Source organism: Peptidiphaga sp. (assembly GCF_057238965.1).
In genome coordinates, this window is record NZ_DBHHEV010000049.1 from 1 (window position 1) to 18,519 (window position 18,519).

Genomic DNA, 18,519 nt, shown 5'->3' on the forward strand with positions numbered 1-18,519 from the left:
GGGCGGCGTCATACCGGGGAACATCGAGGAGCTGCGGCCCATGTGGGAAGCCGGAGTCTTCGGGTTCAAATGCTTCCTCGGCGATTCGGGGCTCGACGAGTACCCGTACGTCGACCGGCCCACGCTGTTGGCGGCGATGAAGGAGATCGCCTCTTTCGGCGGCCTGCTCATCATTCACGCGGAGGACGCCTCGATCCTCGACTCCGCACCGGGGTGCGACGGACGCTCTTACGAGGCTTTCATGAACTCCCATCCCGCCGAAGCGGAGAACGCCTCGATCGATTTCGTCGTCGAAGCCGTTCGCCAGACGGGGTGCCGCGCGCACATCCTGCACCTCGGCTCGGCGGGCGCCGTCGATTCCATTCGGAGGGCCAAGGCCGAAGGCCTGCCGCTCACGGTCGAGACGGCGCCGCACTACCTGACCTTCGACGCCGAAGAGATACCCGACGGCGCCACCGAGTACAAGTGCTGCCCGCCCCTGCGCGGACATGACAACCGAATGGGCCTGTGGAAGGCGCTCCAAGAGGGCGTCATCGACCTCGTCGCCTCGGACCATTCGCCGTCCACAGCCGAGCTCAAGCATCTCGACACCGGAGATTTCGGCGCCGCATGGGGCGGCATCTCCTCGGTTCAACTCGGTTTTTCCGCAGTGTGGACGGAGGGCCGCAAGCTCGGGGCGAGCCTCGGCGACGTCGCCCGGTGGCAAGGCGCGAACCCGGCGGCGACCGTCGGCCTCGCGGGCAAGGGGTCCATCGAGGTCGGGGCGGCCGCCGATCTCATCGCGGTGGCTCCGGACGAGACCTTCGTCGTCGACAAGGACAGGCTCTTCCACAAAAACCCTGTATCCCCTTACCACGGAAGGGAACTCGCCGGCGTCGTCAAGGCGACGTGGCTGGCGGGCGAGCCCGTCGAGCCCCACGGCCTTGCTCGCGGGCGTCAAATCACGCGTGACAACAAGTAAACACCAAGCCATATTCCACTAAGGAGGAACTCACGTGGCACCACTTCCTATGCAGTCGATCAAGTCTCTCATCCGGGAGGTCGACTTCGAGGGGCAGAGTTTCATCTCGATCAATTCGATGACGAACGACCAGCTGCTCGCGCTCTTCGAGCTCGGACGTAACCTCGAGCTGCAGAACCGCGGAAACTGGCAGTTGTACCCCGACGCCATCGTCTCCCTTCTCTTCTTCCAGCCCTCGACGCGCACGCGCATGAGCTTCGAGACGGCGATGTACCGCATGGGCGGCAACGTCATCGTCGAAAACACCCCGCAGACGACGTCGTCGATCGCGAAGGAAGAGTCGCTGGCGGACATGCTCCGCTGCGTCTCCCAGTATGCCAACGTCATCGTGCTGCGCCACCCGAACGACGTCGATGCGCGCGAAGGCGCGTCGTACAGCTCCGCGCCGGTCATCAACGGCGGCTGGGGCCACTGGGAGCATCCGACCCAGGCGCTGCTCGACCTGTACACCCTGTGGCGCAAGTTCGGCCACATCGAAGGGCTCAAGGTCACGGTGGCCGCCGCGGACATGATCGAGGCGCGCACCGGCCACTCGATGGCGCAGGGCCTGGCGCGTCTGGGCGCCGAGGTGACCATCGCCTCTCCCAAGGACAAAGCCGTTCCCCGCGAGGTCATCGAGAACATCAAGAAGAACTACCCGAACGCCAAGCTCGAAGAGGCCTACGACTTCGAGAAGGATTCCTTCAACGAGTTCATTCGGGACAAAGACCTCGTCTACCTGCCCGGCTGCTCGGCTCCCGCCGGCGCCACCGCCGAGGCCTTCAAGAAGGTGATGGACGATTACTTCGTCAAGCACGAGACGCTCGACGAGGAGCGCGAGAAGGGGCACATGATCTATGTGACCCACACGCTTCCGCGCCGCGCGGGCGAGATGGACCTCGCAATCGACGACACCCCGAACCAGCTGTGCTTCGAGTCGATCCTCCACTCGGTGTCGATCCGCATGGCTCTGCTGACCGCAATCCTCGGCGCCTGAGTCGCCGCAAACAAAGCACTTCAAGGAAGGACAAACACAAATGGCAGATTTCGAGATTTTGGCCGGCGGCTACACTTTCAAGGCCGTCTATCATGAGGACATGGCGCCGGAGACGGTCGCCGCCTTCAAGAAGCACCTGCTGGGCCTGAAGTCGAAGATCATTCACGTGCGCTGGTCCGGCCAGGCCGGATGGATCCCCTTCGGGGACCTCGATCTGGGCATCGGACACGAGAACGGAACCTGCTACCCGCTTCCCGGCGAGATCGTCATCTACCCGGGAGGAAAGTCGGAAACCGAGCTCCTCATCGGGTACGGTTACGTCAACTTCGCCTCGAAGGCCGGCCAGCTCCCTGGCAACCATTTCGCCACGATCGTCGAGGGCAACGAGAACCTCAAGGCTCTTGGCGAGAAGTTCCTGTGGGAAGGCGCCCAGGACATCGAGTTCCGGCCTCTCTGATCGATCGGGGGCGTCTGCGGACGCCCCCGCGCCCGGGCCTCCGTTTACCGGCGGGCCCACGGAGGCCCGGACGCAGAAACACTCAGCAGGCCGCCGAGTTCGCTAGGAGATTTACATGGCACGCATGCGCGTCGTCGACGCAATCGTTCAGATCCTCGCAAAAGAGGGGGTGACGGTAACATTCGGAATCCCCGGCGCCGCAATCAACGGCCTGTATTCCGCGCTGAAGGCCGACGGACGGATCGGCCACATCCTCGCCAGGCACGGCGAGGCCCAGTCCCACATGGCCGAGGGGTACACGCGCGCCAAGGTCGGCAACATCGGCGTGTGTCTGGGAACGTCGGGTCCCGCGGGAACCGACATGATCACGGGAATGTACTCGGCTATGGCCGATTCGCTTCCCATCCTGTGCATCACCGGCCAGGTGCCCACGCCCAAGCTCGACAAAGAGGACTTCCAGGGAGTCGACATCGCTTCGATCGCCGCGCCGGTGACGAAGTACGCGAAGACGGTTCTGGAGCCCGCACAGATCCCCGGAATCTTCCAAAAGGCGTTCTACCTTATGCGCGAGGGCCGCCCGGGCCCCGTCCTCATCGACCTTCCCGGCGACGTGCAGACGGCCGAGATCGATTTCGACGTCGATGCGTACGAGCCGATCGAGGTGCACAAGCCCGTCGCCTCCGACGCCCAGGTCACGCGCCTCATCGACCTCATCGCCTCGGCTGAGCGGCCGGTCCTCCTCGCAGGCGGCGGCGTCATCCAGTCCGACGGCTCGGACGCCCTCGTCGACCTGGCGGAAACGCTTGGAGTGCCAGTGGTCTCCACCCTTATGGGCTGGGGCGCGATTCCCGACGACCACGTTTTGTCCCAGGGAATGGCCGGCATTCAGACCTCCCAGCAGTACGCGAACGCCACGCTTTTGGCCTCGGACCTGGTGGTGGGGATCGGCAACCGCTGGGCCAACCGCATGACGGGCGACCTTTCCGTGTTCCGCAAAGGAAGGAAGTTCGTCCACGTCGACGTCGAACCTTCCCAGATCGGCAGAGTTTTCGCCCCCGACCTCGGAATCGTCTCCGACGCCAAGGCACTCATCGTCAAGCTCGCGGACAAGGCGCGCGAATACAAAGAGGCCGGCAAGCTCGCCGACTGGGGCGTGTGGGCCAAGGAATGCGACGTCCGCAAGGCCACGATGCAGCGCAAGACGGCCTTCGAAAACGTGCCGCTCAAGCCGCAGCGCGTCTACCAGGCGATGAACGAGGCGTTTGGGCGCGACACCCGCTACGTCACGACGATTGGGCTGTCGCAGATCCAGGCCGCCCAGCTCCTGCATGTCTACAAGCACCACCATTGGCTCGACGCCGGCCAGGCCGGACCGCTGGGATGGACGATCCCCGCGACGATCGGCGCATGCGTCGCCGACCCCGACACCCCGACCGTCGCGCTCTCAGGCGACTTCGACTTCAACTTCCTCATCGAGGAGCTGGCCGTGGCCGCCCAGTTCAACATTCCGTGGGTGCACGTTCTGGTCAACAACGCCTACCTCGGCCTCATCCGGCAGTCGCAGCGGGCCTTCGACATGGACTACTGCGTGCAGCTCTCCTTCGAGAACATCAACTCGCCGGAGACGGAAGGGTACGGCGTCGACTACGTCAAGGTCGCCGAGGGCCTCGGATGCAAGGCAATTCGCGTGCGCAAGCCGGAGGACCTCGTCCCCGCATTCAAGCGCGCCCGGGAGACCGCCGACGAGCTGAAGGTCCCCGTTGTGGTCGAGTGCGTGCTCGAGCGCGTGACAAACGTTTCTATGGGCGCCGCGCTGGATTCGGTCAACGAATTCGAACCGCTCGCCGAGGCGCCGGAGGACGCCCCCACGGCCATCCTTCCCCTCGAGCCCAAGCGGAGCTGAGCCGGGCGGCGGCATCGGCGTCCGGCGTCGACATTGAGCCCGAACGGGATCGGTTGGGCCCGGCGCGAGAGGCCGGGCGCCGGCGAACCCGCTAAGCATGACATCGGCGGCCGGCCCGTCAGGGCTCGCGAGGCCGGCCGCCAACAGACGAAAGGACACATTATGGAGTACGCAGTCAACTGTTCGATCATGTTCAAGGAGCTTCCCGTCCTCGAGCGGGCCAAGGCAGCCGCCGACGCCGGCTTCAAGGCCGTGGAGTTCTGGTGGCCGTGGGACGTCGCGGTTCCCGAGCGCGAGGATATCGACGCCTTCGTCGCTTCGATCCGCGACGCCGGCGTTCAGCTCATCGGGCTCAACTTCTTCGCCGGCGACATGCCCGGGGGAGAGCGCGGCCTCGTCTCGCTTCCCTCACGCGTCGACGATTTCAAGGCGAACGTTCCCGTCGCAGTGGAAATCGGACGCGAGCTCGGGTGCAAGGCGTTCAACGCCCTGTACGGCCTTCGCCAGGAGGGCGTCGACGCCGTGGTGCAAGACGCCGTTGCGATCGACAACCTCGAGTTCGCGGCCAAGGCCGCGGCCGAGATCGGGGCGACGGTTTTGGTCGAACCCGTTTCGGGCGCCGCCGGGTATCCCTTGAAGACGGCCGCCCAGACCTTGGCCGTGGTGGAAAAGCTCAAGGCCGAGCGCGGCGTCGAAAACGTCGGCTTCCTGTGCGACCTCTACCACTTGGCCGCCAACGGGGACGACGTCGCATCCGTCGCCGCGGGCGACGGAGGAGCCGCCGCCCACTGCCAGATCGCCGACTTCCCCGGCCGCGGGGAGCCGGGGACCGGCGACCTGGACATCGCGGGTTTGCTTGCCTCAATGAAGAAGGCGGGATACGACGGCTGGGTCGCGCTGGAGTACGTGCCCACCGTCGCCACGGCGGACTCTTTCGGCAACCTCCCAGAACTGCCGTAAACTCCGCACCCGCCCGAGCGGGGCTCGCCATTTTGATCGACGCCGGCGAGCCCCGCTCGTTTTTGCGCCCGTCGGTCAAAGCGCCGTGCCCGTCGGTCAAAGCGCTAGCGGGTGGGAACGGCGCCCGCAACCTCTAAGAGCGGAGAGCTCCCGAATCAAAGGATTTCGAGCGGGCGGGGCCCGGACGGCGGCGTGAACACCTCGTCGAGGTCGCGCAGGATCTCCGGGGTGAGCGTCACCTGGAGGGCGGAGGCGTTTTCCTCCATGCGTTCGGGGGAAGAAGTCCGGGGGATCGCGATCGATCCCGGTTCGCGCACCGCCCACGCGAGGGCGAGGGCCGCCGGCGTCGTTCCCGCCTCTGCGGCGATCTCGGAAAGGAGCTTTCCGGCCTGGCCTTGGAAGAGCCGTCCCTGTTCGAGCGGCGAGTAGGCCATGAGGTCCACGCCGCGTTCGCGCATGAGGGGGAGAAGGTCGTATTCGGGGCCTCTCCGCAGGAGGTTGTAAAGGATTTGGTTGGTCGCGGGCGTCACGCCGAGGTCCGCGAGATCGTCCATGTCCGCGGGGTCGAAGTTGGAGACGCCCCATGCGCCGATGAGGCCGTCGTCGACGGCGGCCTGAAGCGCCTCGACAGTCTCCTCGAGCCGATGATGTCCGCGCCAGTGGTAAAGATAGAGGTCGAGGCGGTCGGTGTTGAGCCTGTAAAGCGAAGCTTCAAGCGCCCTGCGCACGCCCGACGCCGAGGCGTTCGAGGGAAGCACTTTCGAGACGAGGAAGACGTCGTCGCGCCGCCCGGCGATCGCCTCGCCGACCAGCTCCTCGCTGGCGCCGGAGCCGTACATCTCGGCCGTGTCGACCACGCGCAGGCCGAGGTCGAGGCCGCGGCGGATCGCGGCGATCTCCGAGTTGCGCTTGCGGCGATCCTCGCCCAGGTACCAGGTGCCGATGCCGATGGGGATGTCCGTGAGATTCATGTGTCAAGCGTAGTCGATCGCTGGGCTTGCGTTTGAGGGAAGCGGCGGGTGAAAAGCGGCGTGGGGAGGCGCGGGGCGTCGAGACGAAGGCGGCGACGGCGGCGGCAGGCACGCGAAACGATGCGGACAGCGGGAAGATGCGCGATGATGTACGGGGAGGCCGCCCTTCTGAAGTCGACGGGCAGCCCGTTCGGTCTGGCGATTGCCCGTTTTGACATCCAGGGCCGCTTGCATGACGAGGCGGCGGCCCTCGACGCGGCGGCCACGCCGTCGTGCAAAGGAGAAGCCGATGCTCATCGTGACGCTTGCCGGCGGAATCGGTTCGGGCAAGTCGACGGTCGCCGCGGCGCTTGCCGAATGCGGGGCCCGGCTGCTTTCGCTCGACGACGTCGCCCGCGACGTTCTCGCCCCCGGCGAGGAGGCCGTGCGCGAGGTCGGCGATCTGTGGCCCGAGGCGGTGAGAGAAGGCGAAATCGACAGGTCGGCCCTCGCGAGGATCGTTTTCGACGACGCCGAGGCGCTCGCGCGTTTGAACGCCGTCGTCCACCCGAGAACGTGGGAGCGCGCGCAGGCGCAGCTTGCCGCCTGGCGGGAGGAAAGCCTTCAAGCGCAGTCGCAGCGGCGCGAGCCGTCGGGCGGGCCCGCCGATTTCCCGCGCGGCGGGGGACGGTCTTCGCGGGACGGCACTGAGCTTTCGGACGGAGGCATCGAGTTCTTCGGTGACCGTGCCAAGCTCCCGGGCGGAGGCGCCGAGCTCTCCGGCGGCCGAGCGAATCCTCTGGGCGGAGGCGGGCGGGAGTTCGTCGTCGTCGTCGAGCTCGCGCTTCTTGCCGGAAGCCCGTACCAGGACGCTTATCACGGGACGATCGTCGTGGACGCCCCGGAAGACGTCCGCGTCTTGCGGCTTGTGAATTCGAGGGGAATGGACGAAGCCGACGCTCGTGCGAGAATCGCCAGCCAGACGCCGGCGTCGAGAGTGCGGGAGCTGGCCGACGTCGTCGTCGACAACGGCGGCTCCCTCGAGGACGCCGCCCGCGCGGCCCGCGAACTGTGGGAAGGTTGGCTCGTCCCTTATGCCGCGAACATGCGGGAAGGCCGGCGCGTCTTTGGGAGCGACGCCCCGCCGAGCCCCGGGCAACGCGCTCGCGCAGCGGCTCGCCTGACGCGGCAGGGGGCCTTCGTGAACCGGGAGTCGCCCCTCGGAGAGGGCGGCGGGGAAATGGCCGGCGGCAAAGGCGGCGTGCTCAAAATCGTCGGCCCGGTCGACGAGTCCTCGCTTGCCGACGCGGGATTTGTCCCTTGCGCGGGTGAGTCGCACGCGGTGAGTCAGGCCCGCGGCGAGAGCCGTCGCTTTTCCCCCGATGCTCGGCGTGACGCGTCGCCGGGCGATTCCGGCGATGTCGCGTCTGGATCTGGTCGTTGCGCATTGGGCGATTCCGGCCGTGTCTCTTCGGGGCCTGCCGCCTGTACGCCAGAGGGGCCTCGCCTTTACGTTTCGGCCGATCCCCGCTTTGCGATGGAGGCCGTTGTGACAGGCAAGCACGATTGACGCGACGTCGAGCACCGTTTGTGAGGCCGCCTGCGGCCCGGCGGCTTGCCTTGCCTGCCAGCGGCCCGACGGTTTGCCTCGCGCGCCCGCGGCCCGGCAAGGCTTGCCCTGTCCGCGTCCGATACGCCGCCCCCGCTGCGTTGTGAGCGAACATTCGTTCGGCATAGGCGTCTTCTCGTGTAAGCTCGAACCATGACGACCGAGATCGAATCCGAGATCGAGAGGGCGGAAAAGCCCTTCCAAGTGGTGTCGCAATACACCCCCTCCGGCGATCAGCCCGCGGCCATCGCGGAGCTGGCGGAGCGGATCGAGGCGGGGGAGAAGGACGTCGTCCTCCTGGGCGCCACCGGAACCGGCAAATCGGCGACGACGGCGTGGCTCATCGAGAAGATTCAGCGCCCGACTCTCATCATTGAGCCGAACAAAACCCTGGCCGCCCAGATGGCCGCGGAATTCCGCGAGCTCATGCCGAACAACGCCGTCGAGTACTTCGTCTCCTATTACGACTACTACCAGCCCGAGGCCTACGTTCCGCAAACCGACACGTTCATCGAGAAGGACTCCTCGATCAACGACGAGGTGGAGAGGCTGCGGCATTCGGCCACGAACTCCCTTCTGACTCGGCGCGACACCGTGGTGGTGGCCTCGGTTTCGTGCATCTACGGATTGGGCACGCCGCAGGAGTACGTGGCCCGCATGGTCCAGCTCGAAGTGGGGCAGCGGATCGACCGCGACGAGCTCATGCGCGGGTTTGTCGGCATGCAGTACACGCGCAACGACGTCGCATTCGCCCGTGGAACGTTCAGGGTGCGCGGGGACACGGTGGAAATCATCCCCGTCTACGAAGAGCTCGCCATCCGCATCGAGTTTTTCGGCGACGAAATCGACGCGATCACGCTGCTGCACCCGCTCACGGGAACAGTGATCCGCCGTGTCGACCGCGCCCACGTCTTTCCCGCCTCCCATTATGTGGCGGGACCCGAACGGATGGCCCGCGCGCTGGAAGGGATAGAGGCGGAGCTGGCCGAACGGCTGGAGACGCTTCAGACGCAGAACAAAATGCTCGAGGCCCAGCGCCTGCAGATGCGCACCAACTACGACGTCGAGATGATGCGAAACATCGGGTCGTGCGCCGGAATTGAGAACTATTCGCGCCACATCGACGGGCGGGGGCCCGGAACTCCGCCCAACACCCTGCTCGACTATTTTCCCGAGGATTTCCTCCTCATCGTCGATGAGTCCCATGTGACGGTCCCGCAGATCGGAGCGATGTACGAGGGCGACATGTCGCGCAAGCGCACGCTCGTCGACTACGGCTTCCGCCTGCCCTCCGCCATGGACAACCGGCCGTTGAAATTCCCCGAATTCCTGGAACGTATCGGTCAGACTGTTTACCTTTCCGCCACCCCGGGCAAATACGAGACGGAACACTCCGACGGCGTCGTCGAGCAGATCATCCGCCCCACCGGGCTCGTCGACCCCGAAGTCGTCGTCAAGCCCACGGAGGATCAGATCGACGACCTGCTCGGGCAGATCAAGCAGAGGGTCGAGCGCAACGAGCGCGTGCTCGTCACCACGCTGACGAAAAAGATGGCGGAAGACCTGACCGACTATCTGGCCGAACGCGACATCAAGGTCGAATACCTGCATTCCGACGTCGACACCCTGCGCCGCGTCGAGCTTCTGCGTGAGCTGCGCCTGGGGACATTCGACGTGCTGGTCGGCATCAACCTCCTGCGCGAGGGCCTTGACCTTCCCGAGGTCTCGCTCGTCGCGATCCTCGATGCGGACAAGCAGGGTTTCCTCCGCTCGACGACGTCGCTCATCCAGACGATCGGCCGAGCGGCCAGAAACGTCTCCGGCCAAGTCATCATGTACGCGGACTCGATCACGCCGAACATGCGCGAAGCCATCGACGAGACGAACCGGCGCCGCGCCAAACAGATGGCCTACAACGAGGAGCGCGGAATCGACCCGCAGCCGCTTCGCAAGAAAATCGCCGACGTCACGGACATGCTCGCCCGAGAAGACATCGACACGGCGGCTCTGCTCGAGGGCGGATACCGCAAGGAGAGGGCCGCGGCGCCGGAGGCTCCGGCGACAGCGCGCGAAAGCGCCGCAGCGGAAGGGGAGCGCGACCTCAAGGGGCTCATCGAGGAGATGACGGAGCTCATGCACGAAGCCGCGGCGTCGTTGAAGTTCGAACTGGCTGCGCGCTACAGAGACGAGATCAAGGGCCTCAAAAGCGAGCTGTGGCATTCCATGCAGGCACAGAAGTAGGGGCGCAGCGCGTATCGAATCCCACAGACAGGCGCCGAACTCCTTGGCCGAAAGGCGCAGGATGTTCGCGTAGAATTCTCGATGGAGGGGAGTATTCCCACTCAACATCGGTTCGTCATCACGGAACGCTCCCGGACCGAGGCCAGCGATGGCGGGAAGAGACCTCCGGTTGTCCCTTGAAGACCGGAGGAAACTATGCCAATGTCCACGAACGCGCTCGCCGCGACCGACGCGGCGCAGTCCATGCAGGTCCACATGCACGAGTGGCTCGTTCTGGGCGGGCTCGTCGTCGCCCTCATCGGCATGGACCTTTTTCTGCACCTGCGTAAGCCCCATGAGCCGACGATCAAAGAGTGCACGAGGTGGCTCGTCTTCTACGTCGGCCTGGCCGTCGTCTTCGGCGTTTACACCTGGTTCCGCCACTCCTCGAAGTTCGCATTCGAGTATTTCGCGGCCTATTTCACCGAGTACTCCCTTTCGATCGACAACATCTTCATTTTCATAATTATCATCGGCTCCTTCCGAGTTCCCAGGAAATATCAGCAAAAAGTGCTCCTGTGGGGCATCGTCATAGCCCTCGTCCTCAGGCTCGTCTTCATCCTCCTCGGCGCCACCCTCCTCAAGAGTTTTTCCTGGCTATTCTTCATCTTCGCCGCCTTCCTCCTATGGACGGCGTGGAACCAGCTCCGCGAGGGCGTCGAGGACCGGAAAGACCCGGACCATGACGACGACGAGTACAAGCCGAACGCCGTCGTTCGCGGAGCGCGCAAGATATTCTTGGTCACCGACGGCTTCGTCGGAGACAAAATGATGGTGCGGCGAAACCACAAAACCTTCGTCACGCCTTTCTTCCTGTGCATCATCTCCATCGGATCGGCGGACCTCATGTTCGCCCTCGACTCGATACCTGCGTCCTTCGGGCTGACCTCCCAACCGTTCATCATCTTTGCCGCCAACGCCTTCGCGCTCATGGGACTGCGCCAGCTCTTCTTCCTCGTCGAAGGGCTCCTCGAACGGCTCGTCTACCTCCACTACGGGCTCGCCGCGATCCTCGCGTTCATCGGCTTCAAGCTCCTCGTCGAGGCCTGCCACGGGCAAGGATGGCTCGAATTCATGCCTGACATCCACCCCCTCGTCTCCCTCGCCGCCATTCTCGTCATACTCGTCCTCACCGTCGTCACGTCCCTCGGAAAGACGAAGCGCGACGCCATCGAAGGCACGAACGTCGAAGAGGCCGGCGACGAGATCGAAGCCGGCCGGGTCGCCCAAGCCTTCCGCGAGAGGCAGGCTTTCCGCGAGGGCGCCGAGCCGAGCGGCGCGCAGGAATACGCGGACAGAAGACAGCCCGAAGAAGCGCAACGATCGGGAGGGAAACGGCAGCACGGAAACGCGCAGCGTTCGGGAAACAGCCTGTCAGGCCGCAAAGGCCCTTTGAACGCAAAGAAAAAGCCCCGCAATTGGGGTTGAACGGCCCGGGGCCGAGGGAGCCCGAGTCGGCCTCCGGGCGCGCGGGGGCAGGCGAGAGCGCCTTCGGCCGGCACGGGGCAGACGCTTAATCGTCGGGCGCCGTCTGCCCCAGCCGCGCGGCGATGATCGCGCACACGAAGATCTGAATCTGATGGAACAGGACCACCGGGACGATGACGGCGCCCACCGTTGAAGCCGGAAACAGGGCCTTGGCCATGGGCAGTCCCGTGGCCAAGGATTTCTTCGACCCGCACATGAGAACGACGATCCGGTCTTCCTTCGGCATCCCGATCTTCCCGGGGACGAACCACGTGAGGGCGAGCATCGTGGCGAGCAGCGCTGCGGACAGGGCGAGGAGGAGGAGAACCGTCCACGCCGTGACGCCGGCCCACGCCCCTTCGGCCGTCGCATTGACGACCGCCGAAAACACGATGAGGATGATCGAAGAGTTGTCGATCTTCTTCACCGTCGAACGCCGGGCTCGGAACCAGTCGCCCACAAACGGCTGAAAGAGCTGGCCCACGACGAACGGGGCGAGCAGCTTGGTCACGATCGAGCCCAAACCGCCTCCGGACGCGCCGCCGACGTCGAGGACGAGGAGGACGAGAAACGGCGTGACGAACATGCCGAGAATGTTGGAAATAGTCGCCGAACACACGGCTGCCGCAACGTTTCCCTTCGCGATGGAGACGAAGGTGACCGAGGATTGAATCGTCGACGGAAGGATCGCCAAGTATAGGAAACCGGTGGCGAACCCGTGCCCCCACACGGGCTCGGCGGCCTTGTACATGAGGAATCCAAAAGCCGGAAAAGCCACGTACGTCGCCAAAAGAACCGAAAGTTGCAGCTTGACATTCGCCAGGCCCGCGAGCACCTCGCCTGTGCGCAGGCGCATTCCATAGACAAGGAAGACGAGGCATACCGACAGATCCGCGACCGTCGAAAGAATCTCGCGCCCCGTGGCGGGAACGGGCAGCGCGAGCCCGAGGGCCATCGCCAAGACGATCCCGGCGACGAAAGGGTCGATCTTCAACTTCGAGGGGCGCCGGCTCATGCCCTCAGTCTCCTGACCATGCCCTCAGTCTCCTGACCATGCCCGCGTTCTCCAAATCATGCCCTCGGCCTCCGGCTCACGTCTGAGCTTTCAGGCTCAAGCCCAGGGGTTGACCGCGGGATTCCAGACTCGCGCGTTTGCGTTCTTGATGACGCCGAGCTCGCGGAAGGGGTCGCCCGCCAGCACGTTCAGGCCCGCCTCGGGGGAGTCGGCTTCGACGAGGATGAGGGCGCTGTCGTCCCCCAGCGGTCCGAACGTCAGGACGGAGCCGGCCTCATGAAGGTCGCGAAGGTGGGCGCGATGGGTCGGGCGATGCTCGGCGATGAGCTCGCTTTGGGCGACGTCGTACGTGTACTCGATTGCAATGATAGCCATGAGGCCAATTCTAGCGATTCTCCGGGAGCGAAGGCTCTTCCGGACGCCAAAAAGCCTCTTGGCCGCCAAAGAGCCTCAGGGCCGACGGCGGCCTGCCGTCGGTGGTAGGCAATCTCACGATTGCGATGCTTCGAACAGATGTTTTAAGACGATACAATTGCCGGGTGATTGACGAGATCCGCATCCAAGGCGCACGTGAACACAACCTCAAAAACGTCGACCTCAGCATTCCCCGCGACAAAATGGTCGTATTCACGGGGCTTTCCGGGTCTGGCAAGTCGTCCCTGGCGTTCGACACGATTTTCGCCGAGGGGCAGCGCAGGTACATTGAGTCCCTCAGCTCCTACGCCAGAATGTTCCTCGGGAGGATGGACAAGCCCGACGTCGATTTCATCGAGGGGCTTTCCCCGGCTGTTTCGATCGATCAAAAGTCCACGAACCACAACCCTCGCTCGACAGTCGGCACGGTGACCGAAATATACGACTACCTGCGCCTGCTTTTCGCGCGCGCCGGCGTCCAGTTCTGCCCCGAATGCGGGGAGCAGATCCGCGCCCAGAGCGCCGAACAGATCACCGACAGCGTGTCGGCCTTGCCCGAAGGCACGCGCTTCCAGGTTCTCGCGCCGGTAGCCCGCGGCCGCAAGGGCGAGTACGCGGAGCTGTTCTCCCAGCTTGCCTCCGACGGATTCTCCCGAGCGCGAGTCGACGGCGAGGTCGTCCGCCTCGACAGCCCGCCGAAGCTGGAAAAGAACGTCAAGCACGACATCGACGTCGTCGTCGACCGGCTCGTCATCCGAGACGGCATATCCTCGCGCCTAAACGACTCGATTGAGACGGCGCTGAGGCTCGCCGGCGGCTTCGTCACCGTCGAGAAGGTCGACGCCCCCGCGGACGACCCGGCGCGCGAGCGCAGATACTCGGAAAAGCGTTCGTGCCCGAACGAGCACGAGCTGGGAATCGAGGAAATCGAACCGCGCACTTTCTCCTTCAACGCGCCCTACGGCGCGTGCCCGGCCTGCGACGGAATCGGTTCGCATCTGCAGGTGGACCCCGAGCTGGTCGTCCCCGACGATTCGCTCACCCTGCGCGAGGGCGCCGTGGCCCCGTGGACCACCCATCAGGATTTTTTCACCCGGCAGCTTGAGGCCCTCGGCAAGGACCTCGGCTTCGACGTCGACACGCCGTGGCGGGACCTCCCGGCGAAGGCGAAGAACGCCATTTTGCGGGGCAAGGACTATAAGGTGCGCGTGACCTATCGCAACCGATGGGGCAAGGAGCGCACATACGGCACGGGATTCGAGGGCGTCGTCGCCTACGTCAAGCGCAAGCACGGCGAGACCGAGTCAGACTGGTCGCGCAACCGATACGAAGGCTACATGCGCGAGGTGGACTGCGAGGCGTGCGGAGGCGCCCGGCTGCGGCCGGAGGTCCTTGCGGTGCGCATCGACGGAAAGAACATCGACGACGTCTGCCGGCTCTCCATCGACGAGGCGAAAAAGTTCGCCGACACCGTCGAACTCGACTCGCGCCAGGCCAAGATCGCCGAGCAGGTTCTCAAGGAGATCAAGGCGCGTCTGGGATTCCTCGTCGATGTCGGCCTGACGTACCTGAGCCTGTCGCGCGGCGCCTCCACGCTTTCCGGAGGCGAGGCCCAGCGCATTCGGCTCGCCACCCAGATCGGCGCGGGGCTCGCGGGCGTCCTCTACGTCCTCGACGAACCGTCGATCGGCCTTCACCAAAGGGACAACGAGAGGCTCATCGCCACGCTCACCCGGCTGCGCGACATCGGCAACACGCTCATCGTCGTCGAACACGACGAGGACACGATCCGAACCGCCGACTGGGTCGTCGACATCGGCCCCGGCGCCGGGGCGCTCGGCGGCGAGGTCGTCTACTCGGGGCCCGGCGCAGGGCTGAGCGCCTGCGAAGACTCGCTGACCGGTCAGTATCTGGCGGGAAAACGGAAAATCGAGGTTCCCCGCGAGCGGCGCCGCGTCGACCCGAAGCGTGCGATCAAGGTCAAGGGGGCGAGGGAAAACAACCTCAAGGGGATCGACGTCTCCTTCCCCCTTTCTGTGGTGACGGCCGTGACGGGCGTGTCGGGCTCCGGCAAGTCCACTCTGGTCAACCAGATCCTCCACGAGTCTTTGGCGCACTTGCTCAACGGGGCGCAGACGATCCCCGGGCGGCACAAGTCGGTCACGGGAGTGGGAGGCCTCGACAAGGTGGTCCACGTCGACCAGTCGCCCATCGGGCGCACGCCTCGCTCCAATCCGGCCACATACACGGGCGTGTGGGACAAGATTCGCACCCTGTTTGCGCAGACCGCCGAGGCGAAGGTCCGCGGATACGGGCCCGGGCGGTTCTCCTTCAACGTCAAAGGCGGGCGTTGCGAGGCGTGCAGGGGAGACGGCACGATCAAGATCGAAATGAACTTCCTTCCGGACGTCTACGTTCCGTGCGAGGTGTGCAACGGGGCCCGGTACAACCGCGAGACCTTGGAAGTGGCCTACAACGGCAAGAACGTCAGCGACGTCCTCGCCATGACGATTGCGGAGGCCGCCGTCTTCTTCGAACCGATCAGCGCGATCCGGCGCTACCTGCAAACCCTCGAAAGGGTGGGCCTCGGCTACGTCAAACTCGGCCAGTCGGCAACCACGCTCTCCGGCGGAGAAGCCCAGCGCGTCAAGCTGGCCTCCGAGCTGCACCGGCGCTCGAGCGGCAAAACCGTCTACATCCTTGACGAGCCGACCACGGGCCTTCACTTCGAGGACGTCCGCAAACTTCTCCAAGTCCTCCAATCGTTGGCGGACAAAGGCAACACCGTGATCGTCATCGAGCACAACCTCGACGTCGTCAAAAGCGCGGACTGGGTGATCGACATGGGCCCCGAAGGCGGCGACGGCGGCGGGCGCGTCATCGCCGAGGGCACGCCCGAGGACGTCGCCAAAGTCGAAGGCTCCCACACCGGCCGGTTCCTGGCGCCCATGCTGGAGTGTTAGATGGCCGATCCGCGTCAGTACAGGCCTGAACAGGGAGCCATACCCACGCAGCCGGGGGTCTATCGGTTCCTCGACGGCGAAGGGCGGGTCCTCTACGTCGGCAAGGCCAAGAATCTGCGCGCCCGGCTTTCGAGCTACTTCCAGGATCCGGCCGGCCTGTCAGACCGCATTCGCACCATGGTCTACACGGCCGAGGACGTGAAATGGGTGGTCGTCGGGTCCGAGGTCGAGGCGCTCACCCTCGAATACCTGTGGATCAAAGAGTTCACGCCGCCCTTCAACGTCGTTTTCCGCGACAACAAGTCCTACCCCTACCTGGCGGTCTCGTTGGGCGAGGAATATCCCCGGGTGTGGGTGACCCGCCAAGAGCACAGGAAGGGCACGCGCTACCTCGGCCCGTACACGAAAGTGTGGGCGATACGCGAAACGCTCGACCAGCTGCTGAGCGTGTTCCCCATGCGTTCGTGCACGAAAGGCCAGTTCAACCAGGCTCGTCGCCTGGGCCGCCCCTGCCTGTTCGGACACATCGGAAAATGCAGCGCGCCGTGCATCGAAAAGGTCACGCCCGAAGAGCATCGCGAAACGGCCATGAGCCTCATCAGATTCATGGAAGGCGGCGGCTCGAAGGCGATAACGACGCGGCGCAAACGGATGCTCGAGGCGGCCAACGCCGAAGAATACGAGACGGCCGCCAGGCTGCGCGACGAGATATCGGCGCTCGAAGCGGTCAACGAGCGCAACGTCATCGTTTTGAACGAGAACCTTGACGTCGACATTTTCGGCATCGCCTTCGACGAGATCGAAGCGTCCGTGCAGGTCTTCTACGTCCGCGGCGGCAGGATCCGCGGCCAGCAGGCGTGGATAAGCGACGAGATCGGCGGCCTTGAGCTGTCCGAGATCGTTTCGAACCTCGTGCTGCAGGTCTACGGCGACGTGAAGTTCGATGACGTCGTCGCCGTGCCCGAGGCCTCGCGCAGCGTGGACGACCGTGCGCACACCCCGCTCGGTGCGATCCCTTCGGAAATATGGGTTCCGGGGCTGCCCGAGGATGCGCTCGAGCTCCAAAAATGGCTCGCCGAGCGCAGGGGAGGGGCGGTCCGCCTGAAGACGCCGCGCCGCGGCGACAAAGCCAAGCTCGCGCACACCGTGCGGCTCAACGCCGAGCAGGCGCTCGCCCGCCACAAACTGGCGCGGGCAGGCGACATCACCGTCCGCTCCCAGGCGTTGGAGGAGCTGCGAGACGCGCTCGAGCTCGAGCGCGCGCCCCTGCGGATCGAGTGTTACGACGTCTCGCACACCCAGGGCACGCACCAGGTGGCTTCAATGGTGGTCTTCGAGGACGGTTTGGCAAAGAAGGCCGACTACAGGCACTTCATCGTGCGCGGGCCCGACGGCGAGGGCGCCGCGGACGACACGGCCGCGATGGACGAGGTGCTGCGCCGCAGACTCGCCAGGCTTCTCGCCGGAGCGGCGGGCGACGACGTCGGCGCCGCCGAGGACGAGGATCGAGGCGACCGCGCGAAAGCCGCCGGCGAAGCCGAAGAGCCAGACGAGACTGAGAATGCCCGCGGGGCCGAGCGAGTTCCCGAAGCCGAGAAAACCTTCGAACGCGAGCAGATTTCCAAAGCCTCCGACGCCGCGGCGGAGATGGGCGGCGCGAAAGACGCGGCGAAGACGGGCAGTGCGAAAAACGCAGCCGAAGCGGGCGACGCGGAGGACGCAACGCCCGGCGAGGCCGACGGCGACGTCGCCCAGGCCGTCGAGCGGCCGAGCGCCCCCCGAAGGTTCGCCTACAAGCCCGACCTCATAGTCGTCGACGGCGGGCTGCCGCAGGTCAACGCGGCCCAAAGGGTCGTCGAGGAAACGGGAGCGGACGTCCGCATCGTCGGCCTGGCGAAAAGACTCGAGGAGGTGTGGATTCCGGGCGAGGATTTCCCCGTCGTCCTGCCAAGGCGTTCCCCCTCGTTGCGGCTTCTCCAGCAGCTGCGCGACGAATCGCACCGATTCGCCATCACGTTCCACAGGAAGAAGCGGACAAAGGCCATGACCCGGTCCGCGCTGGACGCCGTGCCCGGTTTGGGGGCGGCCAAGCAGAAGGCCCTTTTGGGCTCGCTGGGGTCGCTTGCAAAGATCAAGGCGGCCTCCCAGGAGGAGCTGCTGAAAGTGCCGGGAATCGGCCCCGCCTTGGCGCGCGCCATCGCCGAGCATTTCGCAGACGCGGGCTGACCGTGGGTTTGCGGGCGCTGGGCGATCGTCATCGGGGCCGGCCCGGCTCCCGCCCAGGCCGTCGCCCGGTTGTTGCCGGCCGCAGTTTTCTGGGGCGGCGACTAGGTCTGTGGCATGATGTTATCCATGGACGACATCAACGACACGGGCCTCATTCCGGCCTGCGTGCCGGAGCAGGACGAAGCGGCGAAGCTGCCGCCCAGCGATCAGCCCGAGCTTCTCATCATCAGCGGAATGTCGGGGGCGGGGCGCACCCGTGCGGCGGACACGCTCGAGGA

Annotated in this window: 13 protein-coding genes; 10 read left to right on the plus strand and 3 right to left on the minus strand. The window is 65.3% G+C overall.

Going from position 1 to position 18,519, the window contains the following annotated elements:
* From allB to ACO48X_RS07035, 5 genes are all read left to right on the plus strand, one after another.
* The coding region (gene allB, locus ACO48X_RS07015) for an allantoinase AllB (RefSeq protein ID WP_485001382.1) at positions 1 to 961 on the plus strand (961 nt) is incomplete at its 5' end.
* A gap of 34 nt (positions 962 to 995) precedes the next feature.
* Positions 996 to 1,997: an aspartate/ornithine carbamoyltransferase family protein gene (locus ACO48X_RS07020; protein ID WP_231870980.1), complete on the plus strand. Its 1,002-nt coding sequence runs from the start codon at positions 996 to 998 to the stop codon at positions 1,995 to 1,997.
* A 40-nt stretch (positions 1,998 to 2,037) separates the two neighbouring features.
* Positions 2,038 to 2,454 (plus strand): DUF3830 family protein, encoded by a 417-nt coding sequence (locus ACO48X_RS07025; RefSeq protein ID WP_009198694.1) that lies wholly within the window; start codon positions 2,038 to 2,040, stop codon positions 2,452 to 2,454.
* A 115-nt stretch (positions 2,455 to 2,569) separates the two neighbouring features.
* Positions 2,570 to 4,357, plus strand: coding sequence for a glyoxylate carboligase (gcl, locus tag ACO48X_RS07030; protein WP_485001383.1), 1,788 nt, complete (start codon positions 2,570 to 2,572; stop codon positions 4,355 to 4,357).
* 162 nt (positions 4,358 to 4,519) lie between these two features.
* The gene (locus tag ACO48X_RS07035) at positions 4,520 to 5,317 is read left to right on the plus strand and encodes a hydroxypyruvate isomerase family protein (RefSeq protein ID WP_485001384.1); all 798 of its coding nucleotides are present in this window, start codon (positions 4,520 to 4,522) and stop codon (positions 5,315 to 5,317) included.
* 155 nt (positions 5,318 to 5,472) lie between these two features.
* Here ACO48X_RS07035 and ACO48X_RS07040 read toward each other — a convergent pair whose 3' ends face one another.
* Positions 5,473 to 6,288, minus strand: coding sequence for an aldo/keto reductase (locus tag ACO48X_RS07040; protein WP_485001385.1), 816 nt, complete (start codon positions 6,286 to 6,288; stop codon positions 5,473 to 5,475).
* A gap of 289 nt (positions 6,289 to 6,577) precedes the next feature.
* On the opposite strand from ACO48X_RS07040, the gene ACO48X_RS07045 reads away from it, so the two are divergent.
* The 3 genes from ACO48X_RS07045 (at position 6,578) to ACO48X_RS07055 (ending at position 11,584) form a co-directional block, all read left to right on the plus strand.
* Positions 6,578 to 7,837: a dephospho-CoA kinase gene (locus tag ACO48X_RS07045; protein ID WP_485001386.1), complete on the plus strand. Its 1,260-nt coding sequence runs from the start codon at positions 6,578 to 6,580 to the stop codon at positions 7,835 to 7,837.
* Between the two features lie 192 nt (positions 7,838 to 8,029).
* Entirely contained in the window at positions 8,030 to 10,117 is a 2,088-nt protein-coding gene (gene uvrB, locus ACO48X_RS07050) for an excinuclease ABC subunit UvrB (RefSeq protein ID WP_485001387.1), read from the plus strand.
* 201 nt (positions 10,118 to 10,318) lie between these two features.
* The gene (locus ACO48X_RS07055; protein ID WP_485001388.1) at positions 10,319 to 11,584 is read left to right on the plus strand and encodes a TerC family protein; all 1,266 of its coding nucleotides are present in this window, start codon (positions 10,319 to 10,321) and stop codon (positions 11,582 to 11,584) included.
* An 85-nt stretch (positions 11,585 to 11,669) separates the two neighbouring features.
* Here ACO48X_RS07055 and ACO48X_RS07060 read toward each other — a convergent pair whose 3' ends face one another.
* Positions 11,670 to 12,638, minus strand: a complete 969-nt coding sequence (locus tag ACO48X_RS07060; RefSeq protein WP_485001389.1) for a bile acid:sodium symporter family protein — start codon at positions 12,636 to 12,638, stop codon at positions 11,670 to 11,672.
* A gap of 96 nt (positions 12,639 to 12,734) precedes the next feature.
* Positions 12,735 to 13,013, minus strand: coding sequence for a YciI family protein (locus tag ACO48X_RS07065; RefSeq protein WP_485001390.1), 279 nt, complete (start codon positions 13,011 to 13,013; stop codon positions 12,735 to 12,737).
* Positions 13,014 to 13,138: 125 nt separating this feature from the next.
* On the opposite strand from ACO48X_RS07065, the gene uvrA reads away from it, so the two are divergent.
* Positions 13,139 to 16,015 (plus strand): excinuclease ABC subunit UvrA, encoded by a 2,877-nt coding sequence (uvrA, locus tag ACO48X_RS07070; RefSeq protein WP_485001391.1) that lies wholly within the window; start codon positions 13,139 to 13,141, stop codon positions 16,013 to 16,015.
* Entirely contained in the window at positions 16,016 to 18,241 is a 2,226-nt protein-coding gene (gene uvrC, locus ACO48X_RS07075) for an excinuclease ABC subunit UvrC (protein ID WP_485001392.1), read from the plus strand.
* Positions 18,242 to 18,519 lie beyond the last annotated feature (278 nt).

Bases quoted from the DNA above. Each gene is read 5' to 3' on its own strand.
- ACO48X_RS07040 (WP_485001385.1), bottom strand. From the start codon at position 6,288: ATGAATCTCACGGACATCCCCATCGGCATCGGCACCTGGTACCTGGGC.
- ACO48X_RS07025 (WP_009198694.1), top strand. From the start codon at position 2,038: ATGGCAGATTTCGAGATTTTGGCCGGCGGCTACACTTTCAAGGCCGTC.
- uvrA (WP_485001391.1), top strand. From the start codon at position 13,139: ATGCTTCGAACAGATGTTTTAAGACGATACAATTGCCGGGTGATTGAC.
- gcl (WP_485001383.1), top strand. From the start codon at position 2,570: ATGGCACGCATGCGCGTCGTCGACGCAATCGTTCAGATCCTCGCAAAA.
- ACO48X_RS07065 (WP_485001390.1), bottom strand. From the start codon at position 13,013: ATGGCTATCATTGCAATCGAGTACACGTACGACGTCGCCCAAAGCGAG.
- ACO48X_RS07060 (WP_485001389.1), bottom strand. From the start codon at position 12,638: ATGAGCCGGCGCCCCTCGAAGTTGAAGATCGACCCTTTCGTCGCCGGG.
- ACO48X_RS07035 (WP_485001384.1), top strand. From the start codon at position 4,520: ATGGAGTACGCAGTCAACTGTTCGATCATGTTCAAGGAGCTTCCCGTC.
- uvrC (WP_485001392.1), top strand. From the start codon at position 16,016: ATGGCCGATCCGCGTCAGTACAGGCCTGAACAGGGAGCCATACCCACG.
- uvrB (WP_485001387.1), top strand. From the start codon at position 8,030: ATGACGACCGAGATCGAATCCGAGATCGAGAGGGCGGAAAAGCCCTTC.
- ACO48X_RS07045 (WP_485001386.1), top strand. From the start codon at position 6,578: ATGCTCATCGTGACGCTTGCCGGCGGAATCGGTTCGGGCAAGTCGACG.
- ACO48X_RS07055 (WP_485001388.1), top strand. From the start codon at position 10,319: ATGTCCACGAACGCGCTCGCCGCGACCGACGCGGCGCAGTCCATGCAG.